Source organism: Microbacterium sulfonylureivorans (assembly GCF_003999995.1).
In the GTDB taxonomy this organism is placed as follows: Bacteria; Actinomycetota; Actinomycetes; order Actinomycetales; family Microbacteriaceae; genus Microbacterium; species Microbacterium sulfonylureivorans.
Genome location: NZ_RJAD01000001.1, coordinates 1,946,573 through 1,968,578, shown reverse-complemented (window position 1 = coordinate 1,968,578; position 22,006 = coordinate 1,946,573). Strand labels below are relative to the sequence as shown.

Here is a 22,006-nt window from a genome sequence, read left to right as displayed (position 1 = left end):
TGCCACAGCGCAGCAAACCTCGCCATGCTAACAAAACCACCCTCGTGAGCCTGTGCGTGCCCTGATGCTCTCGAGCCCGCCCGTTCGCGTCGTCAGCCCGTCGGTGGATCGTGGGGATCGAACGGCGCGTCGAGCGATCGGGTGAGCTCCTCGAGCATGGCCTCGATCTGCGGCTCGACGAACTCGGTGATCGCCGCCTGGATGCGCAGGCGATGGTGCAGGAGGATCGTGCAGACCTCGCGGCCGACCATGTTGGCGTAGTCGTCGGCGAGTCCGACCTCCTGCCGAAGGGCCGCCTTCGCCTCGTCGCTGAGCGGCGGGAGCGCGGGGATGTCGGCGTCGGCCTCCTCGGCCATGCCCGAGATCGTGAACAGGAACGGGGCGCCGGGAACGGGGTCGGGATCGAGGGGCAGCCCCTCGTACTCCGGATCGAGGTCGTCGGCCGGACGGTAGCTGCGCGAGCGGTTGCGCGCCGCCTGCTGGTCGAGCTCCGCCTGCAGCATCGGCAGGTTCAGCGAGGTGTATTCGGCGACGGACCGGTCCACGATGGTCTTGATGCGCGTCGACAGCCCGTGCTGGACGCCGTGCGGCACGTCCGCCCCGAGACCGGCGGCCGAGAGCACCGGCGAGCCGAAGCAGCGGCGGCACGGGGCGACCCTTCCCCGATGCGTGGCGGGCTCCCACCGGGGCAGCCACATCAGCCAGGCGTCCACCGCCTGGCTGACCTGCGTCTCGAGAGAGCGCTCCACGCTGTCAACGGTAGTACCGGAAGGCCGCGAGCGCCGGGATTCCGCGGCTCACGAGCTGAGAAGAGCGGATGCCGCGGCATCCGTCATTCGTCGAACTCGTCCTCCCACGGCCATCGCGGGCGGCGGGCATGGGTGCGCACGAGCGCGATGCCCGCCCACGAGGCGATGAATCCGGCAGCGGCGACCACGACGCCGAACCACGACGTCGCCACGCCGCCGGCGGCGGCCGTGGCCGCCGCGAGATCGGCGCCGGTCAGGATCCCGCCGAGCCAGATGCCGCCGACGTAGCCGAGGAGGCACGCGGTCGCCGTCCACGCCGAACCCCAGTACGACGCCGGCTTGCGTCGCACGGCCGCCCAGAGCCCCGCGGCGAACGCGGCGGTCGAGAGGGCCGTTCCGAGGATGCCGGGGATCTGCCCGAGTCCGCGGACGGCGATGACGTCCTGTCCGATGACCAGGCTGGTCATGCCCAGCCCGAAGATCAGCAGAGCGACGAATGCCGCCGTCGACAGGGCGAGCGAGGTGAGAGGGCGGACCGGTCCGCCCTGAGCCTGCCCCTCGCCTGCCATCTACTGACGGACGAGCTGCGGCCCCGCCTCGAGGGTGCGCTCGTACTCGCGCTGCGCCTCGATGTTGAGCTCGGTGACGCGCGCGCCGCGCGCGGCGGCCCAGGCGCCGAACCAGATCGTCAGCTCGCGCCCGATGATGAACGCGGAGATCGCAAGCGGAGCGAGCACGTGCTGCTCCATGAGCTCGGCGCCCTGCGTGGCGGTGATGTTCCAGAACTGCTCCTGGAAGAGGACTCCGAGCAGGTAGCCGCCCCACGTCGCGAAGCCCACGAGCAGGCCGAAGATGACCCACGAGCCCCAGCGACCGCGGTTGATGATCGCGCCGAGCAGCCAGAAGGCGAGGAAGAAGACGACCACGGGGACCCACAGGACCCACGAGGCGAGCCCCTCGAGCGCGACCGTCGCGACGTTGTCGGCCGTGACGTCGCCCGAGAACGCGGCGAGCGCGATCCACACCGCGTAGTACAGCACCGCGAAGGCGAGTGCGGCGACGAGGCCGATGGCGCCCGCGGCGGCACGATTGCCGCGCGGACGCGGGGCCTCCGGCGCCTGGACGAAGATCGGCTGCGGAGCGACCGGCGCTGCGACGACGGCGGCTTCGGCGACGGGCTCACTGGGGGTGACGACCGGCGCGACGACGACGGTCTCGGCGTTCGAGTCGTACGCCGTGGTGGCGGGAGATTCGTACACGGCCGTGTCTGCGGCAGCGGCCGGGGCCGACTGGTACTGCAGCGAGGCAGCCTCGGCCGAGTCCCAGGGGTCGGCAGCGGCGGGCTCTGCGGCGGCCGGCTCGACAGGGGCGTGCTCGGCAGGGGCGGGCTCGGCAGGGGCCGCCGCGGCGGCCTCGGCCTCCGCGAGACCCTCGTGCGCGCGACCGACGACATCCGCGTCGGCGGGCGTGGGCTCTTCGACCGGTTCGCCGTAGGACGACTTCGAGTCACTCATCGCGGGCACTCCTCACGCGGGGCACGTCCCCGCACAGCGAGAGTAGCCCGCTGCCCGCCGTCCACGGCGGAGGCATGCCGGGGCGAGTCGGCGCGGTCTCCTCCCGGCGTCGGCCGCCGAGCCTAGGGTGGATGCCATGTCACATCGAGTGTCGAGGCCCGCGGCCGCTGCGGCATCCGTCCTCCTCGCGGCGCTCGCGCTCGCTGCGTGCGCACCCGAGGCGCAGCCCGGCACCGCCCCCACAGCGACGGCGTCGTCCGATCCCTCGCCGACCCCGATCGCCACGATAACGCCGAGCGCGACGCCCACGGCCCAGGTGCAGATCCCCGACGACTGCCGCGAGATCCTCAACGCCGCCGTGCTGGCCGACCTCGACGGCGTGCCCCTCAACGACCCCGCGTTCGGGCCGTCCGGTCTGCAGACCGACGGAAGCCTCATCTGCGTGTGGCGCGACCCGGCGGCCGACACGACCGGTCTCGTGACCACCATCACCTACGTGTCGCGCGGACCGGCCCTCGACATGCTCAACTCGCTCGCCGACGACGACGGCTACACGTGCTACACGCCCGACGGCGGCACGCGCTGCGAGAAGACATGGGAGAACGAGGACTACCCCGTCACCGACGGGCGCACGCTGTTCTGGCGCGACGGCATCCTCATCGACACCCAGTTCTCGAACCTGGCGCCGTCGGGCTACACGTCCGCGATCGTGACGAGCATCTTCGCCTGAGTCAGCCGAAGACCCCTCGCTCCAGGCGGGCGGCGTAGTCGTCGGGATGCCAGGTCGACTCGACGCTGCAGAGCCACAGCCCGTCGCGGAACAGATGCGTCTCGAGCGCGTCGCCCTCGGCGCGCGTGCAGCGCAGCCCCGCATCGCCCGGCGCGCAGGAGAACCCCTGTCCTCGCAGCGCCGCCTCGGCGATGTCCGACGCATCGGAGGCGACGACCGCGAGCGTCGACACCACGTTCCCGCGGTCCCCGGCCGTCCACCCGCACGTCAGCCGCACGTCCGGGACGAGCACCTCGATGAGCGAGGTCACGGCGGTCGCCGGCGGATCGTACGACTGGTCGAGGATCGTCCGCCCCGTCCACGTCATCTCGTTCCACAGGGCGTCGGTGTAGATCGCCCGGCAGTCCAGTGCCGCCCCGGCCGCCGCACGTCGCGCAGGAGTGTCTCCCGGAGAAGGCTCCGGCTTCGGCGTCGTCGCGTTGCGGAGCATGTCGCCCGCCCACGCCACCGTCACCGGCACCATCGGCATCGACAGCCACACCAGGCCCGCGACGATCGCCGCGCAGGCCACGCCCGTGGGTACGGCGATCCACGAGTTGCGTCCACCCACGCGTGCCATGGCCCCCACCACCTCCTGCTCCACGGTAAGCCGGGCGGAGGGATGCCTCCGCGCGGCGCGCAGCGAAGGTGCAGGGCCGTGCGGAGCATCCGTCCGCGCACGACGAAGGGCCCCGGCGAACCGGGGCCCTTCGTGTGAACGCTACGTCACGGAGACGTCGGCGGGATCAGCTCAGTTGTAGTTGCCGCTGAAGTCGCCGTCGGTGGAGAAGCTGTCGAAATCGACGTAGCTCAGATCGGCGTCCGAGTAGGCGCCGTCCGAGGCGAAGATGCGGTTGGGGTACCGCTCGCTCTTGGCCTCCTCCGTCGCCTCGACCGAGACGTTGCGGTACTTCGCAAGTCCGGTTCCGGCGGGGATGAGCTTTCCGATGATGACGTTCTCCTTGAGGCCCATGAGCGGGTCGCTCTTGCCCTCCATCGCCGCCTGGGTGAGGACGCGCGTCGTCTCCTGGAACGACGCGGCCGACAGCCACGACTCGGTCGCGAGCGACGCCTTCGTGATACCCATCAGCTCGGGACGGCCCGACGCGGGGCGCTTGCCCTCGCCGACGGCCTCGCGGTTCATGTTCTGGTAGCGCTTGAAGTCCACCAGCTCGCCGGGGAGCAGCGTCGTCTCACCGTGGTCGACCACGGTGACCTTCCGCAGCATCTGGCGCACGATGACCTCGATGTGCTTGTCGTGGATCGGCACACCCTGCGAGCGGTACACGCCCTGGACGCCGTTCACGAGGTACTTCTGCACCTCGCGGGCACCCATGACACGCATGACCTCCTTGGGGTCGAGCGTGCCCACCAGGATCGGCTGTCCGACCGTGACGTGCTGGCCGTCCTCGACCAGCAGCGTCGCGCGCTTGAGCACCGGGTAGACGTGCGGCTCGTCGCCGTTGTCGGGCGTGAGGATGACCTTCTTGGCCTTGTCGGTCTCATCGATCGTGATGCGGCCGTCGGACTCGGCGATCGGGGAGGCACCCTTGGGGGTACGCGCCTCGAACAGCTCCTGCACGCGGGGCAGACCCTGCGTGATGTCGTCGGCCGATGCCGAACCACCGGTGTGGAAGGTACGCATCGTCAGCTGGGTACCGGGCTCACCGATCGACTGGGCGGCGATGATGCCGACCGCCTCGCCGATGTCGACGATCTTGCCGGTGGCCAGCGAACGGCCGTAGCACTTCGCGCAGACGCCGACCGCCGACTCGCAGGTGAGGACCGAGCGGACCTTGATCGACTCGACACCGCCCGCGACGAGCTTGTCGATGAGCACGTCGCCCACGTCGTCGCCGGCCGCGGCGAGGACCGCGCCCTTGGCATCGACGACATCGGCTGCGAGCGTGCGGGCGAACACCGAGTTCTCGACGTTCGCGTCGCGCACCAGCACGTTGTCGGCACCCAGAGCGGCGATGGGCAGCTCGAGGCCCTTCGTCGTGCCGCAGTCCTCCTCGCGGATGATGACATCCTGCGAGACGTCCACGAGACGACGCGTGAGGTAACCCGAGTCGGCCGTACGGAGGGCCGTGTCGGCCAGACCCTTGCGGGCACCGTGCGTCGCGATGAAGTACTCCGCCACCGACAGACCCTCGCGGTACGAGGAGATGATCGGACGGGGGATGATCTCACCCTTGGGGTTGTTCACCAGGCCTCGCATACCCGCGATGTTGCGGATCTGCAGCCAGTTACCACGAGCACCCGACGACACCATGCGGTTGATGGTGTTGTCCTCCGGGAAGTTGTCGCGCATCGCCTTCTGGACGGCGTCGGTCGCCTCGGTCCAGATCTTGATGAGCTCCTGGCGACGCTCGGAGTCGGTCGTGAGACCCTTCTCGAACTGCGCCTGGACCTTCGCGGCCTGCTTCTCGAAGCCGCCCACGATCTCGGCCTTGTTCGGCGGGGTGAGGATGTCGCTCAGCGCCACCGTGACACCCGAACGGGTGGCCCAGTAGAAGCCGGCGTCCTTGATGCGGTCGAGCGACGCAGCGACCTCCACCTTCGGGTACTCCTCGGCGAGCTTGTTGACGATCTGCGACAGCTTGCCCTTGTCTGCCTGCTCGCGGACGAACGGGTAGCCCTTGGGGAGCGTGTCGTTGAAGATCGCCTGACCGAGCGAGGTCTCGACGAGGCCGTTGCGCTCGTACGCGGCGATGCTCTCGGCGGTCTCGCCCTCGGACTCGAGGAACGTCATGCCGGGGATGCGGATGCGGACCTTGGCCTGCAGGTCGAGGGTGCCCTCGTCCTTGGCCAGGATCGCCTCGCCGACCGAGCCGAACACGCGGCCTTCGCCGGCTGCGCCCGCCTTGACGGTCGTCAGGTGGTGCAGGCCGATGATCATGTCCTGCGAGGGCAGGGTCACCGGACGGCCGTCCGACGGCTTCAGGATGTTGTTCGACGCCAGCATGAGGATGCGGGCCTCGGCCTGGGCCTCGACCGACAGCGGCAGGTGGACGGCCATCTGGTCACCGTCGAAGTCCGCGTTGAACGCGGCGCAGACGAGCGGGTGCAGCTGGATCGCCTTGCCCTCCACGAGCTGAGGCTCGAAGGCCTGGATGCCGAGGCGGTGCAGCGTGGGCGCACGGTTGAGCAGCACGGGACGCTCGCGGATGATCTCCTCGAGCACGTCCCAGACCTCGGGACGCGTGCGCTCGACGGCGCGCTTGGCGGCCTTGATGTTCTGCGAGTGACCGAGGTCGATCAGGCGCTTGATCACGAACGGCTTGAACAGCTCCAGGGCCATCTGCTTGGGCAGACCGCACTGGTGGAGCTTGAGCTGGGGTCCGACGATGATGACCGAACGACCCGAGTAGTCCACGCGCTTGCCGAGCAGGTTCTGGCGGAAGCGACCCTGCTTTCCCTTGAGCATGTCGCTCAGGGACTTCAGGGCGCGGTTGCCGGTGCCGGTGACGGGGCGACCGCGGCGGCCGTTGTCGAACAGCGCGTCGACGGCCTCCTGCAGCATCCGCTTCTCGTTGTTGACGATGATCTCGGGAGCACCGAGGTCGATCAGACGACGAAGACGGTTGTTGCGGTTGATCACGCGACGGTACAGGTCGTTGAGGTCGGAGGTCGCGAAGCGGCCACCGTCCAGCTGCACCATCGGGCGCAGCTCCGGCGGGATCACCGGAACGACGTCGAGCACCATCGAGGCCGGGCTCATGCCGGTCTGCAGGAACGAGTTGACGACCTTCAGGCGCTTGATCGCACGGATCTTGCGCTGGCCCTTGCCCTCCGAGATCTGCAGGTGCAGGCTCTCGGCCTCGCCGGCCAGGTCGAACGCCTCAAGACGGCGCTTGATCGACTCCGCGCCCATGTGGGCCTCGAAGTACTGACCGAAGCGGTCCTGGAGCTCGTGGAAGATCTCGTCCTCGCCCTTGAGCGCGCCGACCTCGAGCGTGCGGAAGTCCTCCCACACGCGCTCGAGACGGGCGATCTGGTCGTCCGAGGTCTTGCGGATCGACGCCATCTCCTTCTCGGCGGCGTCCTTGACCTTCTTCTTCTGGTCGGCCTTGGCGCCTTCCTCCTCGAGAGCGGCGAGCTCCTCCTCCAGCTTCTGGAGGCGGGTCGCGATGCGCGAGTCGCGGCGGTCGGCCAGCGTCTTCAGCTCGAGACGGATGTTGTTCTCCTGCGTCGCGAGGTCGCGGTGACGCGCCTCCTCGTCGACGGAGATCACCATGTAGGCGGCGAAGTAGATGACCTTCTCGAGGTCCTTCGGCGCCATGTCCAGCAGGTATCCGAGGCGCGAAGGCACGCCCTTGAAGTACCAGATGTGGGTGACGGGTGCGGCGAGCTCGATGTGGCCCATGCGCTCACGACGCACGGAGGACTTGGTGACCTCCACGCCGCAGCGCTCGCAGACGATGCCCTTGAAGCGGACGCGCTTGTACTTGCCGCACGCGCACTCCCAGTCACGCGAAGGTCCGAAGATCTGCTCTCCGAAGAGACCGTCCTTCTCCGGCTTCAGCGTGCGGTAGTTGATGGTCTCGGGCTTCTTGACCTCGCCGAAGGACCAACGACGGATGTCGTCGGCAGTGGCCAGGCCGATGCGAAGCTGATCGAAAGTGGTTGATTCGAGCACTGGTTCTCCTGTGTCGGAATTCGTTCGTTGCCTGGCCGGGTCAGATCTCGTCGATGGACGAGGACTCGAAGCGGCTGGAGATGTTGATGCCGAGCTCTTCCGCGGCGCGGAAGGCGTCGTCGTCGGTGTCGCGGAGGTTGACAGCCGTGCCGTCCGCCGAGAGGACCTCGACGTTCAGGCAGAGCGACTGCATCTCCTTCATGAGCACCTTGAACGACTCGGGGATGCCGGGCTCCTGGATGTTCTCGCCCTTGACGATCGCCTCGTAGACCTTGACGCGGCCGAGGATGTCGTCGGACTTGATCGTGAGGAGCTCCTGGAGGGCGTACGCGGCGCCGTAGGCCTCGAGGGCCCACACCTCCATCTCACCGAAGCGCTGACCGCCGAACTGGGCCTTACCACCGAGCGGCTGCTGGGTGATCATCGAGTACGGGCCCGTCGACCGCGCGTGGATCTTGTCGTCCACGAGGTGGTGCAGCTTCAGGATGTACATGTAGCCGACCGAGACGGGAGCCGGGAACGGGTCGCCGGAGCGGCCGTCGAACAGAAGCGTCTTCCCGCTGGAGCCGATGAGGCGCTCGCCGTCGCGCGTGACGTTCGTCGAGTCGAGGAGACCTGCGATCTCCTCCTCGAACGCACCGTCGAACACGGGGGTCGCGACCTTGGTGCCGGCCGGAGCCTCGAGAGCCTCCTGGGGCAGACGCGCCGCCCACTCCGGGGTGCCTTCGACCTTCCAGCCCTGCTGGGCGATCCATCCGAGGTGCAGCTCGAGGACCTGGCCGAAGTTCATTCGACCGGGGATGCCGAGCGGGTTCAGGATGACCTGGACCGGCGTGCCGTCCGCGAGGAACGGCATGTCCTCGACGGGGAGGATCTTCGCGATGACGCCCTTGTTGCCGTGACGACCGGCGAGCTTGTCACCCTCGGTGATCTTGCGCTTCTGGGCGATGTAGACCACGACGCGGCGGTTGACGCCCGAGCCGAGCTCGTCGTCGCCGTCCTCGGCGTTGAACTCCTTGACGGCGATGATCGTGCCCTGCTCGCCGTGGGGGACCTTCAGCGACGTGTCGCGGACCTCGCGGCTCTTCTCGTTGAAGATCGCGCGCAGCAGACGCTCCTCGGCCGACAGCTCGGTCTCGCCCTTCGGCGTGACCTTGCCGACGAGGATGTCGCCCGGACGGACCTCGGCGCCGATGCGGATGATGCCGCGCTCGTCGAGGTCCTTGAGGAGGTCGGGGCTCACGTTGGGGAGATCACGGGTGATCTCCTCCTTGCCGAGCTTCGTGTCGCGGGCGTCGACCTCGTACTCCTCGATGTGGATCGAGGAGAGGGTGTCGTCCTTCACGAGGTCCTGGCTGAGGATGATCGCGTCCTCGAAGTTGTGACCCTCCCACGTCATGAACGCGACGAGGAGGTTCTTGCCGAGCGCGAGCTCGCCGTTCTCCGTCGCCGGTCCGTCCGCGATGACCTCGCCGACCTCGATGCGGTCGCCCGCCGAGACCACGACGCGCTGGTTGTAGCTCGTGCCCTGGTTGGAGCGGTCGAACTTGCGCAGGAAGTAGTCCTGCGTGCCGCCCTCGTCGAGCTGCACGGTCACGACGTCGGCCGAGACCTCGAGGACCACGCCGGCCTTGTCGGCGGTGACCACGTCACCGGCGTCGATGGCCGCGAAGCCCTCCATGCCGGTGCCGACCACGGGCGACTCCGAGCGGAGCAGCGGCACGGCCTGGCGCTGCATGTTCGCACCCATGAGGGCGCGGTTCGCGTCGTCGTGCTCGAGGAAGGGGATGAGCGACGTCGCGACCGACACCATCTGGCGGGGCGAGACATCCATGTAGCCGATCTCATCGGCGTGGAAGAGGTCGACCTCGCCGCCCTGGCCGCGGCGGGCCAGGATGCGGTCCTGTGCGAAGTGGCCGTCGGCCTTCAGCTCGGCGCCGGCCTGGGCGACGATGTAGTCGCTCTCCTCGCTGGCGGTCAGGTAGTCGATCTGCTCGGTGACCTTGCCGCCGACGACCTTGCGGTACGGCGTCTCGATGAAGCCGAACGCGTTGATGCGCGCGAACGACGCGAGCGAGCCGATCAGGCCGATGTTCGGGCCTTCCGGGGTCTCGATCGGGCACATGCGGCCGTAGTGCGAGGGGTGGACGTCGCGGACCTCGACGCCTGCACGCTCACGCGAGAGACCGCCGGGGCCGAGCGCCGACAGGCGGCGCTTGTGGGTCAGACCCGCGAGCGGGTTGTTCTGGTCCATGAACTGCGACAGCTGCGACGTGCCGAAGAACTCCTTGATCGCGGCCACCACGGGGCGGACGTTGATCAGGGTCTGCGGCGTGATCGCCTCGATGTCCTGCGTGGTCATGCGCTCGCGGACGACGCGCTCCATGCGGGACAGACCGGTGCGGACCTGGTTCTGGATGAGCTCGCCGACCGCACGGATGCGGCGGTTGCCGAAGTTGTCGATGTCGTCGACGTCGAGACGGATCTCGGCGGGCTTGCCCGCGCGGACGCCGTCGAAGGTCGCGTCGCCGCGGTGGATGCGCACGAGGTACTTGATGGTGGCGACGATGTCGTCGACCGTGAGCACCGAGTCGGACAGCGGCTTGTCGAGGCCGAGCTTCTGGTTGATCTTGTAGCGACCCACCTTGGCGAGGTCGTAGCGCTTCGGGTTGAAGTAGAAGTTGTCCAGCAGCGCGCGGGCGGCCTCGGCGGCGACCTGCTCGCCCGGACGGAGCTTGCGGTAGATGTCGCGGAGCGCGTCCTCCTTGGAGAGGATCGTGTCCTTCGAGAGGGTCTCCTCGATCGACTCGAAGCCGGCGAACTCGGCGAGGATGTCCTCGCTGGTCAGGCCGAGGGCCTTGAGGAAGACGGTGACCGACTGCTTGCGCTTGCGGTCGATGCGGACGCCGACCTGGTCGCGCTTGTCGATCTCGAACTCGAGCCACGCACCGCGGCTGGGGATGACGCGCGCCGAGACGATGTCCTTGTCGGACGTCTTGTCGGCGGTCTTGTCGAAGTAGACGCCGGGCGACCGGACGAGCTGCGACACGACGACGCGCTCGGTGCCGTTGATGATGAACGTGCCCTTGCCGGTCTGGAGCGGGAAGTCGCCCATGAAGACCGTCTGGGTCTTGATCTCACCGGTCTGGTGGTTCATGAACTCGGCCTCGACGTAGAGCGGGGCGGCGTACGTCTTGCCGCGCTCCTTGCACTCCTCGATGGAGTACTTCTCGGGCTCGAGGTAGGGGTTCGTGAACGAGAGCTGCATGGTCTCGCTCAGGTCCTCGATCGGGCTGATCTCCTCGAAGATCTCCTCGAGACCGCTGATCTCGGGGACGTCCGAGCGACCGTCCTTCTTCGCCTCGGCGACACGGGCCTTCCAGGCCTCATTGCCGACGAGCCAGTCGAAGGACTCGGTCTGAAGCGCCAGCAGGTCGGGGACCGTCAGCGTGTCGGAGATCTTGGCGAACGAGAGGCGGGATGCTCCGCGGCCGTTCTTGGGGGTGGTGGTGGATGCGTTGCGCGCAGCAGCCAAGGGGATTACCTCCGTGGGCCCGTGTAGGGGCTCGTTTCCTTGTCGTCAGGTGTGGAGTGCTCAGTCGTCCCCGATAGCCCGCGCGTCACGCCTCGCATGAAGCGAGGGCGCGCAGGCACAGCCAACCACCATATGAGGGCAGGGGGAATCCAAGAGCGCAAGGACCTACTATACGTGGAATGACTCGCCGTGTCCAGCCGGATCCTTGACGAGTTTCGAATGCTGCGGTATAACTGCGGCCGATCGCCCGCAGACCCGCGAATTCGTGCGCACAATGCTGGCGAGACCGGTCCCACCAGGTCCATGATGTGCACATGACTGGGGTGCAACACCCCGTGATCCGCACTCCCGACCAGCGGATCCGGGTGTTCGTGAGCTCGACCCTGCGCGAGCTCGCCGACGAGCGTCGGGTGGTGCGCGCGGCCGTCGAGCGACTGCGCCTCGCGCCGGTCATGTTCGAGCTGGGCGCTCGCCCGCATCCGCCGCGCGAGCTCTACCGTTCGTACCTCGAGCAGAGCGACGTCTTCGTGGGCATCTACGGGGAGAGCTACGGGTGGGTCGCTCCCGACGAGGCGGTCTCCGGGCTGGAGGACGAGTACAACCTCGCTCCGCCGGGCATGCCGAAGCTCATCTACATCAAGTCGTCGGAGACTCGGGATGCGCGGCTCACCGAGCTGATCGCCCGGATCCAGGCGGACGACACCGCCGCGTATCTCCGGTTCGACTCTCCGGAGGATCTCGGCGACCTCGTCGCCGCCGACCTCGCCACCCTGCTCGCCGAGCGGTTCGACCAGTCGCGCAGCGACCCGGCCGTCGCCGCCGCGGGGGCCGAGGCATCCCTCGCCGCACGCGTGCCGGTGCCGTACACCGCCACCATCGGCCGCGAGGGCGAGCTCGCCGAGCTGCGCGCCCTGCTCTCGGGCGGCGAACATCGCGTCGTCAGCCTCATCGGGCCGGGCGGGGTCGGCAAGAGCCGGCTCGCGATCGAGACCGCCCACGCGAGCGCCGGCCTGTTCCCCGACGGCACGTACTTCGTGCCGCTCGAAGGGGTCCTCGAGCCGGGGCTCCTGCTGCCCACGATCGCCTACGTCCTCGGCGTGCGCGACACCGGCGAGGGCTCCCCCGAGGAGCGCATCGCCCGCTCGCTGGGCGAGCGCCGCGTGCTGATCGTGCTCGACAACTTCGAGCAGATCATCGACGAGGCGCCGGTGCTGGTACGCCTCTACACGCTCGCGCCGCGCGCCGTGTTCCTCGTCACCAGTCGCAGCATCCTGCGCATCCGAGGCGAGCAGGTCTTCGAGGTCGAGGCTCTGGCGACGCCGGATGACGCGTCCCCGGCGACGCTCGAGAGGGCGCAGTCCTCGCCGGCGTGCGTGCTCTTCGCAGAGCGCGCGCGAGCCGCCAAGCCCGAGTTCGAGCTCACCACGGCCAATGCGCCCGATGTGATCGCGATCTGCCGTGCGCTGGAGGGCCTTCCGCTCGCGATCGAACTCGCCGCGGCGAAGGCGCGGCTGCTGACCGCCCATGACATCTCCCAGCGGCTCGAGCGGAGCCTCCCGCTGCTGTCGTCGTCGGCCCGCGACCTTCCCGAGCGGCATCGCACGATGCGCGCCGCGATCGACTGGAGCGTGAGCCTCCTCACGGATGAGCAGCGGGCGATGCTCGAAGACCTGGGTGTCTTCGCGGCACGGTTCTCCCTCGAGGCGGTGGAGTCCGTGGGTGCCGGGCGGCCGTGGGGCGACAGCGCGTTCGAGACGCTGGCCGCCCTCATCGACGCCTCACTGGTGAAACAGGTCGACACGGCGGGGCGCTCCGCGTTCTCGCTCCTCGCGATCGTGCGCGAGTACGCGCTCGCCCGGCTCGAGGAGCGCGGGGATGCCGATGCGCTGAGGATCGCCCACGCGGAGTACTACCGATCCCTCGTGGGCGCGGTGTCTCCGAGGCTGCGGGGCCCCGATCAGGTCGCCGCGGTCGCCGAGCTGGGGCTCGAGGTGCCCAATCTGCGCGCGGCGGCCCGCCACCTCATCCACACGGCCCGCTTCGACGACGCCGCCGACTTCGCGTGGAGCCTCCTCGTCTACTGGTGGATCTCGAGCCTGTTCGCCGAGGTGCGGCTGTGGATGCTCGAACTCCTCGAGACACCGCAGCCGATCACCGATCGCGCGCGCGCCATCGCGACGTTCTTCTCCCTGTGGGGCGAGATGTGGCAGCGCCCGAGCGACCAGGTCGTCGACGGCCTGGGCGAATGCGTGCGCCTGTTCGCCGCCGACGGCGACGAGGACGCGGCCGCCATGGCCCTCGCCGCGCGCGCGACCACGCGGCTGAAGTTCCCCGGGCTCGACCCGCAGACCGTCGAGGACGAGCTGACGCGGGCAGTGGCGACGCTCCATCGGCTGGGCGACGGCTGGGGCGAGTCCATGGCCGAGGTGGGTCTCGGCTTCCTGGGGATCGTCCGCGGAGACGTCGCCGAGGCGCGCGCACACTTCGACCGCTCGGCCGAGGTCGCCGCTGAGGAGCAGGACGTCTTCACGAGGGCCGTCGCCGGCAACAACCGCGCGCGGGTGTTCGTCATGCTCGGCGAGATCGAGGAGGCGGAGCGGGAGTACTTCCTGACCCTGGAGCTCTCGACCCGCCTCCACTTCGCCGAGGGCGCCGCGTACGCCCTCGAGGGCATGTGCGCGATCGCCGCCATCCGCGGGGACGCGTGGCGCGCGGGCATGTTCTCCGTCGTCACCGAGACCCTCCGGCAGACGACGGGGATGTTCGACGTCGAGGGCTTCGCCGTGCACATCGCCCCCCTGGCCGCGCTGCGCGCACAGGATCCCGACGGCGTGGCCGAGGGCGAGCGCGCCGGCGCCGAGCTGAGCGCCGGCGAGGCGATCCTGCTGGCCCTGCCCGACGTCGACGCACCGGCCCGAGAGGCGCTCGCGCGATGGTGAGCGAGACGTCGCCGCACGCCGTGATCCGCACTCCCGACCAGCGGATCCGGGTCTTCGTGAGCTCGACGCTGCGCGAGCTCGCCGACGAGCGCCGGGTGGTGCGCGACGCGATCGAGCGGATGCGGCTCGCTCCCGTCATGTTCGAGCTCGGCGCCCGCCCCCATCCCCCGCGCGAGCTCTACCGCTCCTACCTCGCCCAGAGCGACGTCTTCATCGGCATCTACGGCGCCAGCTACGGCTGGGTCGCCCCGGACGAGGAGATCTCCGGCCTCGAGGACGAATACAACCTCGCCCCCAAGGCGATGCCCAAGCTCATCTACATCAAGGCTTCGGAGCAGCGCGACGAGCGCCTCCAGGACCTCATCGCCCGGATCCAGGCCGACGACACCGCCGCCTACCTCCACTTCCACTCCCCCGAAGACCTCGAAGACCAGGTCGCGAGCGACCTCGCGATGCTCCTCGCCGAGCGCTTCGACGAGTCGAAGCTCGTCGAGGAGCCCGACGCGGAGGAGGCCGCGGCATCCCTCATCGCCCGCGTCCCCGTCCCGTACACGACGACGATCGGGCGGGAGGACGACATCGCGGCCGTCCGCGATCTGCTCGCCCGCGGCACCGACCGCGTGGTGAGCCTGATCGGGCCCGGCGGCATCGGCAAGAGCCGCCTCGCGATCGAGACCGCACTCGCCACCGAGGACCTCTTCCCCGACGGCACGTACTTCGTCCTGCTCGAGGGTGTGCTCGAGCCGGGCCTGCTCCTGCCGACGATCGCCTACACGCTCGGCATCCGCGACAACGGCGAAGCCGCCCTCGAGGAGCGCATCTCGCACGCGCTCGCAGGCCGCAAGGTGCTGGTGGTGCTCGACAACTTCGAGCAGATCGTCGACGCCGCCCCGGTGCTCGTCCGGCTGTACACGGTCGCGCCGACGGCGACCTTCCTGGTGACGAGCCGCATCGTCCTGCGCATCCGGGGCGAGCGCGTGTTCGAGGTGCCGACGCTCACGACGCCGGCGGGCGACGGCCCGGCCAGCATCGACCGGACGACGCGCTCGGCCGCGGTCGCGCTGTTCGTCGACCGGGCGCAGGCGGTCAAGCCGGGCTTCGACGTGAACGAGGAGAACGCCGCCGACCTCGCCGCGATCTGCCGTCGGCTCGAAGGCCTCCCCCTCGCCATCGAGCTCGCCGCCGCCAAGATCCGCATCCTCACTCCGAGGGGGATCGCCGATCGGCTCGAGAAGAGCCTCCCGCTGCTGACGGCGGCGGTGCGCGATCTGCCCGAGCGGCATCGCACGATGCGGGCGACGATCGACTGGAGCGTGAGCCTCCTTCCCGACGTGCAGCGCGAGCTGCTCGAAGACCTCGGGGTGTTCGCGACCCGATTCACACTCGAGGCCGTCGAGGCGCTGGGCGTCGACCGGTCATGGGAGGGTCAGGAGATCGACGCCCTGGCCGCGCTGGTCGACGGGTCGCTGGTGAAGCAGTCCGAGATGGGCGGGCGGTCGGTCTTCTCGCTCCTCGCGATCGTGCGCGAGTACTCGCTCGGGCGACTCAAGGCCCGGGGCGAGGCCGATCGCGTGCGGGCGGCGCACGCCGACTACTACGTCGCCTTCGTGCGGCGCACCGCCCCCGATCTGGGCGGTCGCGACCAGGCCCAGGCCGTCGTGCAGCTGGGGCTGGAGCTGCCCAACCTCCGTGCGGCGGTGCGGCACCTCATCTACACGAACCGCCTCGACGACGCGGGCGACTTCGCGTGGAGCCTCCTCATCTACTGGTGGATCTCGGGCTTCTTCGCCGAGGTGCGGCTGTGGATGCTCGAGCTGCTCGAGAAGCAGCACGAGCACCCGATCACCCAGCACACCCGGGCGGTCGCCTGGTTCCTCGCGCTGTGGGGGGAGATGTGGCAGCGGCCGAGCGAGCAGGTGGTCGCAGGGCTCGGCGAGTGCGTGCGGCTGTTCACCGAGAGCGGGGACGAGGATGCCGCGGCCATGGCGCTCGCGGCGCGCGCGACGGCGCGCGTGCAGCTGCCCGACCCGAACGCGGTCAAGGCCGAGAAGGAGCTGCGCAAGGCCGTGGCGAAGCTCCGCGAGCTGGGCAACGGCTGGGCCGAGGCGATCACGGAGGTCTCGCTCGGACGGCTCGCGTGGGTGCGCGGCGCGAGCGACGACGCGCTCGCGCACTTCGACCGCGCGACCGAAGTCGCCTTCGCCGGCGGCGACCTGTTCACCACGTCCGTCGCCGGCAATCTGCGGGCGCGCTTGAACTTCCAGCTCGGACACCTCGAAGCGGCGGAGGAGGAGTTCATCCAGACCCTGCTCCTGTCGGTCGAGCTCCACTACGAGGAGGGCGTCGCGTACGGGCTCGAGGGCGTGTGCGCCGTGGCCGCCGCGCACGGCGAGGCATGGCGGGCCTCCGCCCTCGCGGTGGCCGCGGGGGTGATCCGGCGGCGCATCGGCATCTTCGACGTCGAGGCGTTCACCGTGCACACCCCCTACCTCGACATCCTGCGCGGGCGTGATCCGCAGAGCGTCACCGCCGGCGAGGCGGCGGGGGCCGAGCTGAGCGTTCCGGAGGCGGTGCGGCTCGCGCTGCCCGCGGACGAGCACGCGACCGTGGAGGAGGCGCTGCGCCACTGGTGAGCGCCGCCGCGTCTGCCGCAGGCGACGGCTACTCTGATGGTCGCGCGTGGCGGAAGCGGATGCGGGTGCCCGGCCGCGCCTGCGCCACGCGGTCGAGCGAGGCATCCGTCACGACCGCGATCACCGGATAGCCGCCGGTCACCGGTCCGTCCGCCAGGAGGATCGTCGGCCGGCCGTTCGGGGGCACCTGCAGGGCACCCGGCACCATGCCCTCGCTCGGCAGCTCGTCGGTGCGGATACGGGCGAGCTCGGGCCCGTCGAGCCGTGCACCGACGCGGTCGGCGTCGTTCGAGACCGTCCACACCGACTCGAACAGCGTGGCCGCGGCATCCGGGCCGAACCAGTCCGCCCGCGGACCGGGAGCGAGCTCCAGCACGATCTCGTCGTCGTGCGGCGCACCCCACGGAGCGAGGGACGCCACCGGGATGGGGACGGATGCCGCGTCCCCCACGCCCAGCTCGTCGCCCGCGCGCAGCGGCGCCGGCCCGAGTCCCGCCATCACGTCTGTCGCGAGCGAGCCCAGCGCGGCGCGACCGACGAAGCCGCCGCGGACGGCGAGGTACGCACGCGCGCCGTGCGCGAACCAGTCGAGGTGCAGCTCCGCGCCGGCAGGCCACGGGTGCGCCTCGTACGGATCGACCTCACGCCCGTCGAGCCGCACCGGGCCCCACGCGCCCGTGACGGCGAACCAGAGGTCGCGCCGGGCGACGGCGCGCACGCCGCCCATCGTCGCCTCGATCGCGGCGGCGCCCTCGTCGTTGCCGAGCAGCCGGTTCGCGGTGCGCAGCGCGGACCGGTCGAGGGCGCCCGACGAGGCGACGCCGAGCGCGCCTGACCCCGGGCGACCGAGGTCCTGCAGGGTCGCGAGGAGCCCGGCCTCGACGATCTCGATGCCCGCCGCGGCCGGAGCGGGAGGAACCGCGGGGACGGGGGGCGCCGCGAGCATCTCCGCGCCGCGGAACCTCACGCGCGTTCCCGGCGCGAGAAGCGCAGGGGACGCGGCATCCGCATCGAACAGACTCGCATCGGTCCTGCCGATCAGACGCCAGCCGCCGGGGGTCTCGCGCGGATACGCGCCGGAGAAGCCCGCGGCGAGACCGACCGATCCTGCGGGCACGCGCGTGCGGGGCGTCGACAGACGCGGCACGTCGAAGGGCCAGTCCTCGCTCACGAGGTATCCGAAGCCGGGGGCGAATCCGGTGAAGGCGACGGTCCAGCGCACGGCGGCGTGCCGGCGGACCAGCTCCGCGGGCGCCATCCCCAGCAGGTCCGCCGCATCGGCGAGATCGGCGCCGTCGTACGCGACGTCGAGCACGACCTCCCGTGCGTCCGCGGCCTGGGGCGTCGGGGGCTCGGCCGCGACGCCGGCCGCCCACGCACGGGCGGCAGGCAGCGGCATCACCCGTGGGTCGACCCGCACGAGCACCGTCCGCGCCGCGGGCACGAGATCGACCACTCCGTCCGGCCGGGATGCCTCGAGCCCCGTGTGCAGCGCGAGCACGTCGTCGAGCGATCCGGTCTCGAGCAGGAACGCCTGCCCGCCGACCGGCAGCATCCGCACGCTCACCACGGCGCGCGCACCTCGACGCCGGCGTCGTCGAGCGCGGCCCGCACGGCTCTGGCGAGGGCCACCGCCGACGGCGAGTCGCCGTGGAGGCAGAGCGATGCGGCGTCGACCTCGACGAGTGAGCCGCCGACCGCTTCGACGACTCCCTCCCGAACGAGCCGCACGGCCTGCGCCGCGACCGCGCCGGGGTCGTCGAGCAGCGCGCCGGGGGCCGTCCTCGGCACCAGACCGCCGTCGGCGGTGTACCCGCGGTCGAGGAAGGCCTCGCGCACGAACGGAAGGCCGACGGATGCCGCGGCGGCCGCGATCTCGCCGCCGAGGCCCAGGATCGGCAGAGCCCGGCCGAGAAGGCCCGACTGGTCGGCCACGGCGCGGGCGACGGCAACCGCCTGTCGGCGATCGACGGCGACCGCATGGTAGAGCGCGCCGTGGGCCTTGACGTAGAAGAGGTCGGCGCCCGCGGCGACGAGAGCGCCCAGCTGCACGGCGACGGAGGCGGAGAGCTCGTCGGGCGACATCGCCATCGCCGCGCGGCCGAAGTTCGCGGGGTCGGGGTAGGACGGATGCGCCCCGACGGCGACGGCGTGACGCGCTGCGCGGTCGACCGCCTCACGCATGGCCGCGGCATCCCCCGCATGCCCGCCGCAGGCGACGCTCGCGCTCGAGATCACCGCGAACATCGCCTCGTCGTCGGCGGTGGGCACCCCGTCGACGGTCTCGCCCAGATCGGCGTTGAGGTCGATGGCCGCCATGGTCCAACGCTAGCCCGCTCCCCGCGGGCGACGCGCGTTACGACTGAGTAAAGGCTGTGGCCCGGGGCGTGCGCTGACGACCCGCGGAAGGCAGGATGGACGAATGGCCCGATCCTCTGAACGACTCGCGGCCGGGGCGCCGCTGCTCCAGGTCCGCGACCTCGCCGTCACGTTCCAGACCATAGACGGCCCGGTGCACGCGGTGGAGGGCGTCGACCTCGAGATCGCCGCCGGTGAGACCCTGGCGATCGTCGGGGAATCCGGCTCGGGCAAGTCGACCACGGCGATGGCGGTCATCGGCCTCCTCCCCGGCAACGGCAAGGTCGCCGGCGGCAGCATCATGCTCGAGGGCGAAGACCTCGTCGGCGCGCCCGAGAGCATCATGCGCACGGTCCGGGGTCGCTCGATCGGGCTGGTGCCGCAGGACCCGATGTCCAATCTCAACCCGGTCGCGAAGATCGGCACCCAGATCGCCGAGACGCTGCTCGCGCACGGTCTCGCCACCCGCAAGAACGTCGACCGCCGCGTCGTCGAGACCCTCGCCGCAGCGGGCCTGCCCAATGCCGAAGACCGCGCGAAGCAGTACCCCCACGAGTTCTCCGGCGGCATGCGCCAGCGCGCGCTGATCGCGATCGGCCTCGCGTGCAACCCCAAGCTGCTCATCGCCGACGAACCGACCAGCGCCCTCGACGTGACCGTGCAGAAGACGATCCTCGACCAGCTCGGACGCATGACCGACGAGCTGGGCACCGCGGTCATGCTCATCACCCACGACCTCGGCCTCGCCGCCGAGCGCGCCTCGCGCGTGGTCGTGATGAACCGCGGCCGCATCATCGAGCAGGGACCGGCACGGCAGATCCTCGAAGACCCGCAGCAGCCGTACACGCAGGCGCTCGTGAAGGCCGCGCCGTCGGTGGCGGCCGTGCGCCTCCGACCCGAGGTGTTCCGCACCGCTGTCCCCGGGCTGCCGAAGCCCGGCGCCACGCCGACGGAAGCGGCCGGCCCCGCCGCCCTCGCCGAGCCGCGTGCCGCCGAGCCCGCGGAGACCGCGGCCGAGGCATCCGCTCCCGACAACATCGTCGAGGTCGAAGGCCTCACGAAGGTGTACAAGGTGCGCGGCAGCAAGGAGGACTTCGTCGCGGTGAACGACGTCTCGTTCGCGATCCCCCGCGGCGAGACCGTGGCGATCGTGGGCGAGTCCGGTTCGGGCAAGACGACGACCGCGCGCATGATGCTGAAGGTCGTCGAGCCGACCAGCGGCGCGATCCGCTTCGACGGGATGGATGTCGCGGCCCTCAAGGGCAGCGACCTCAAGGCCTTCCGCCAGCGCGTCCAGCCGATCTTCCAAGACCCGTACTCGTCGCTGAACCCCATGTTCTCGATCGAGCGGATCATCTCCGAGCCGCTCGAGTTCTACAAGCGCGGCTCGTCGAAGGAGCGCGCGGCGCGCGTGCGGCAGCTGCTCGACGACGTCGCCCTCCCGCAGACGATGCTGCGCCGCTACCCGTCGGAGCTGTCCGGCGGGCAGCGGCAGCGCATCGCCATCGCGCGGGCGCTCGCGCTCTCGCCCGACCTCATCGTGTGCGACGAGCCCGTCTCGGCGCTCGACGTGCTCGTGCAGGATCAGGTGCTCAGCCTGCTGCGCGACCTCCAGCGCGAGTACGGCCTCAGCTACCTCTTCATCTCGCACGACCTCGCCGTGGTGCGACTCATCAGCGACTACGTCTGCGTCATGAAGGACGGCGCACTGGTCGAAGCGGCCTCCAGCGAGGAGATCTTCACGAATCCGCGCGATCCGTACACCCGCCGGCTCCTCGCCTCGATTCCGGGGAACGAGCTGGACATCGCCGTCTGACCCCCGATCGGTCACCGCGCAGAAGACCCCCGGTCCGCATCTCGCGGCCGGGGGTCTTCGGCGTTCGAGCGCCGCTCAGCGCGCGCGGGTGCGCGGGTCCATGGCCTCGCGCAGCGCCTCGCCGAGCAGCGTGAAGCCCAGTGCGGTGACCATGATGCAGATGCCCGGCAGGAATGCGAGCCACGGCGCGATGGCGAGCTCGGCCTGCGCGTATGTGAGCATGCGCCCCCACTCCGCCGTCTCGGGGCGTCCGCCGCCGAGACCGAGGTACGACAGCGCGGCCGCGTCGATCACGGCGGTGGCCAGGCTCAGCGTGCCCTGCACGATGACCGGTCCGACCGAGTTGGGCAGCACGTGGCTCATCGTGATCCGGCCCCTGCCGAGGCCCAGCGTCTGGGCCGACAGCACGTAGTCGGCGCTGCGCTGCTGGAGCATCGACGACCGCAGCAGACGCGCGAACACCGGGATCTGCGAGACACCGATGGCGATCATCACCGACATCGGCGTCTGTCCGAGGAGCGCCGCGATCGACACCGCGAGCAGAAGGCTCGGCACCGACAGCAGGATGTCGACGAACCGCATCAGGATGTTGTCGACCTGGCCGCCGAACATGCCGGCGATGAGACCGATCAGCATGCCGCCGATCAGCCCGAACGCCGTCGACACGACGCCGATGATGAGCGACGCCTGGGCGCCCCAGATGAGCTTCGACAGCACGTCGCCGCCGAAGCGGTCGAGCCCGAGCGGGAACTGCTCCAGCTCGCCGGGGCCGGGGATGTAGGTCGGCGTGATGTACGCCTGGCCGGGCAGCGCGTTCGGAGGGTACGGCGCGAGCCACGGCGCGAGGACGGCGACGATGACGAAGAACAGGACGATGAGCCCGCCCACCCACGCCGAGGGGTTGTGGAGCAGGCGGCGGAAGACGTCGCGCCAGAACCCGCCGCCGCCGGTGCGGGCGGCGAGCAGTTCGGCGTCGGTGACGGCGGTGTCGTCGACCGGGCCGCCCGCAGGCGCGGGAGGAAGCATCGCGGAGGTCATGAGGCACCTCCGT

13 protein-coding genes are annotated in these 22,006 nt (G+C 70.3%); 4 read left to right on the top strand and 9 right to left on the bottom strand.

Annotated elements, in window-relative coordinates; genetic code table 11:
* Positions 1 to 92 precede the first annotated feature (92 nt).
* The 3 genes from EER34_RS08640 to EER34_RS08630 form a co-directional block, all read right to left on the bottom strand.
* Positions 93 to 749 (bottom strand): spermidine/putrescine ABC transporter substrate-binding protein, encoded by a 657-nt coding sequence (locus tag EER34_RS08640; RefSeq protein WP_127474070.1) that lies wholly within the window; start codon positions 747 to 749, stop codon positions 93 to 95.
* Between the two features lie 83 nt (positions 750 to 832).
* The gene (locus EER34_RS08635; RefSeq protein ID WP_205791426.1) at positions 833 to 1,318 is read right to left on the bottom strand and encodes a hypothetical protein; all 486 of its coding nucleotides are present in this window, start codon (positions 1,316 to 1,318) and stop codon (positions 833 to 835) included.
* On the bottom strand, positions 1,319 to 2,263 hold the full coding sequence (locus EER34_RS08630; RefSeq protein ID WP_127474069.1) for an ABC transporter: 945 nt from the start codon (positions 2,261 to 2,263) through the stop codon (positions 1,319 to 1,321). It abuts the gene before it with no gap.
* A gap of 136 nt (positions 2,264 to 2,399) precedes the next feature.
* Between EER34_RS08630 and EER34_RS08625 the strand changes: the two genes are divergently transcribed.
* The gene (locus tag EER34_RS08625; protein WP_127474068.1) at positions 2,400 to 2,993 is read left to right on the top strand and encodes a hypothetical protein; all 594 of its coding nucleotides are present in this window, start codon (positions 2,400 to 2,402) and stop codon (positions 2,991 to 2,993) included.
* Between the two features lies 1 nt (position 2,994).
* On the opposite strand, the gene EER34_RS08620 is transcribed toward EER34_RS08625, so the two are convergent.
* The 3 genes from EER34_RS08620 to rpoB form a co-directional block, all read right to left on the bottom strand.
* Positions 2,995 to 3,612, bottom strand: a complete 618-nt coding sequence (locus tag EER34_RS08620) for a hypothetical protein (protein WP_127474067.1) — start codon at positions 3,610 to 3,612, stop codon at positions 2,995 to 2,997.
* Positions 3,613 to 3,783: 171 nt separating this feature from the next.
* Positions 3,784 to 7,674, bottom strand: a complete 3,891-nt coding sequence (rpoC, locus tag EER34_RS08615) for a DNA-directed RNA polymerase subunit beta' (RefSeq protein ID WP_127474066.1) — start codon at positions 7,672 to 7,674, stop codon at positions 3,784 to 3,786.
* 40 nt (positions 7,675 to 7,714) lie between these two features.
* Complete coding sequence (rpoB, locus tag EER34_RS08610; protein ID WP_127474065.1) at positions 7,715 to 11,209, bottom strand: DNA-directed RNA polymerase subunit beta; 3,495 nt, start codon at positions 11,207 to 11,209, stop codon at positions 7,715 to 7,717.
* 314 nt (positions 11,210 to 11,523) lie between these two features.
* Between rpoB and EER34_RS08605 the strand changes: the two genes are divergently transcribed.
* Together EER34_RS08605 and EER34_RS08600 are read left to right on the top strand one after the other, a co-directional pair.
* Positions 11,524 to 14,148 (top strand): ATP-binding protein, encoded by a 2,625-nt coding sequence (locus EER34_RS08605; RefSeq protein WP_127474064.1) that lies wholly within the window; start codon positions 11,524 to 11,526, stop codon positions 14,146 to 14,148.
* Complete coding sequence (locus EER34_RS08600) at positions 14,142 to 16,781, top strand: DUF4062 domain-containing protein (RefSeq protein ID WP_127474063.1); 2,640 nt, start codon at positions 14,142 to 14,144, stop codon at positions 16,779 to 16,781. The genes EER34_RS08605 and EER34_RS08600 overlap by 7 nt, the downstream gene beginning before the upstream one ends.
* Positions 16,782 to 16,809: 28 nt before the next feature.
* Here the strand turns inward: EER34_RS08600 and EER34_RS08595 are convergent, their stop codons facing one another.
* Positions 16,810 to 18,351, bottom strand: a complete 1,542-nt coding sequence (locus EER34_RS08595) for a 5-oxoprolinase subunit B/C family protein (protein WP_240642197.1) — start codon at positions 18,349 to 18,351, stop codon at positions 16,810 to 16,812.
* Positions 18,345 to 19,100: a 5-oxoprolinase subunit PxpA gene (locus EER34_RS08590; RefSeq protein ID WP_127474062.1), complete on the bottom strand. Its 756-nt coding sequence runs from the start codon at positions 19,098 to 19,100 to the stop codon at positions 18,345 to 18,347. Before EER34_RS08590 ends, EER34_RS08595 begins: the two co-directional genes overlap by 7 nt.
* Positions 19,101 to 19,203: 103 nt before the next feature.
* On the opposite strand from EER34_RS08590, the gene EER34_RS08585 reads away from it, so the two are divergent.
* A complete protein-coding gene (locus EER34_RS08585) occupies positions 19,204 to 20,955 on the top strand; it encodes an ABC transporter ATP-binding protein (protein WP_127474061.1) in 1,752 nt (583 codons plus the stop codon).
* 75 nt (positions 20,956 to 21,030) lie between these two features.
* Here EER34_RS08585 and EER34_RS08580 read toward each other — a convergent pair whose 3' ends face one another.
* Positions 21,031 to 21,993 carry an ABC transporter permease gene (locus EER34_RS08580; protein ID WP_127474060.1) on the bottom strand — a complete coding sequence of 321 codons (963 nt, stop codon included), beginning with the start codon at positions 21,991 to 21,993 and terminating at the stop codon, positions 21,031 to 21,033.
* Positions 21,994 to 22,006 lie beyond the last annotated feature (13 nt).

Coding starts and splice junctions, on each gene's coding strand:
- EER34_RS08635 (WP_205791426.1), bottom strand. CDS start 1,318: ATGGCAGGCGAGGGGCAGGCTCAGGGCGGACCGGTCCGCCCTCTCACC.
- EER34_RS08630 (WP_127474069.1), bottom strand. CDS start 2,263: ATGAGTGACTCGAAGTCGTCCTACGGCGAACCGGTCGAAGAGCCCACG.
- EER34_RS08625 (WP_127474068.1), top strand. CDS start 2,400: ATGTCACATCGAGTGTCGAGGCCCGCGGCCGCTGCGGCATCCGTCCTC.
- EER34_RS08620 (WP_127474067.1), bottom strand. CDS start 3,612: ATGGCACGCGTGGGTGGACGCAACTCGTGGATCGCCGTACCCACGGGC.
- EER34_RS08605 (WP_127474064.1), top strand. CDS start 11,524: ATGACTGGGGTGCAACACCCCGTGATCCGCACTCCCGACCAGCGGATC.
- EER34_RS08600 (WP_127474063.1), top strand. CDS start 14,142: ATGGTGAGCGAGACGTCGCCGCACGCCGTGATCCGCACTCCCGACCAG.
- EER34_RS08590 (WP_127474062.1), bottom strand. CDS start 19,100: ATGGCGGCCATCGACCTCAACGCCGATCTGGGCGAGACCGTCGACGGG.
- EER34_RS08585 (WP_127474061.1), top strand. CDS start 19,204: ATGGCCCGATCCTCTGAACGACTCGCGGCCGGGGCGCCGCTGCTCCAG.
- EER34_RS08580 (WP_127474060.1), bottom strand. CDS start 21,993: ATGACCTCCGCGATGCTTCCTCCCGCGCCTGCGGGCGGCCCGGTCGAC.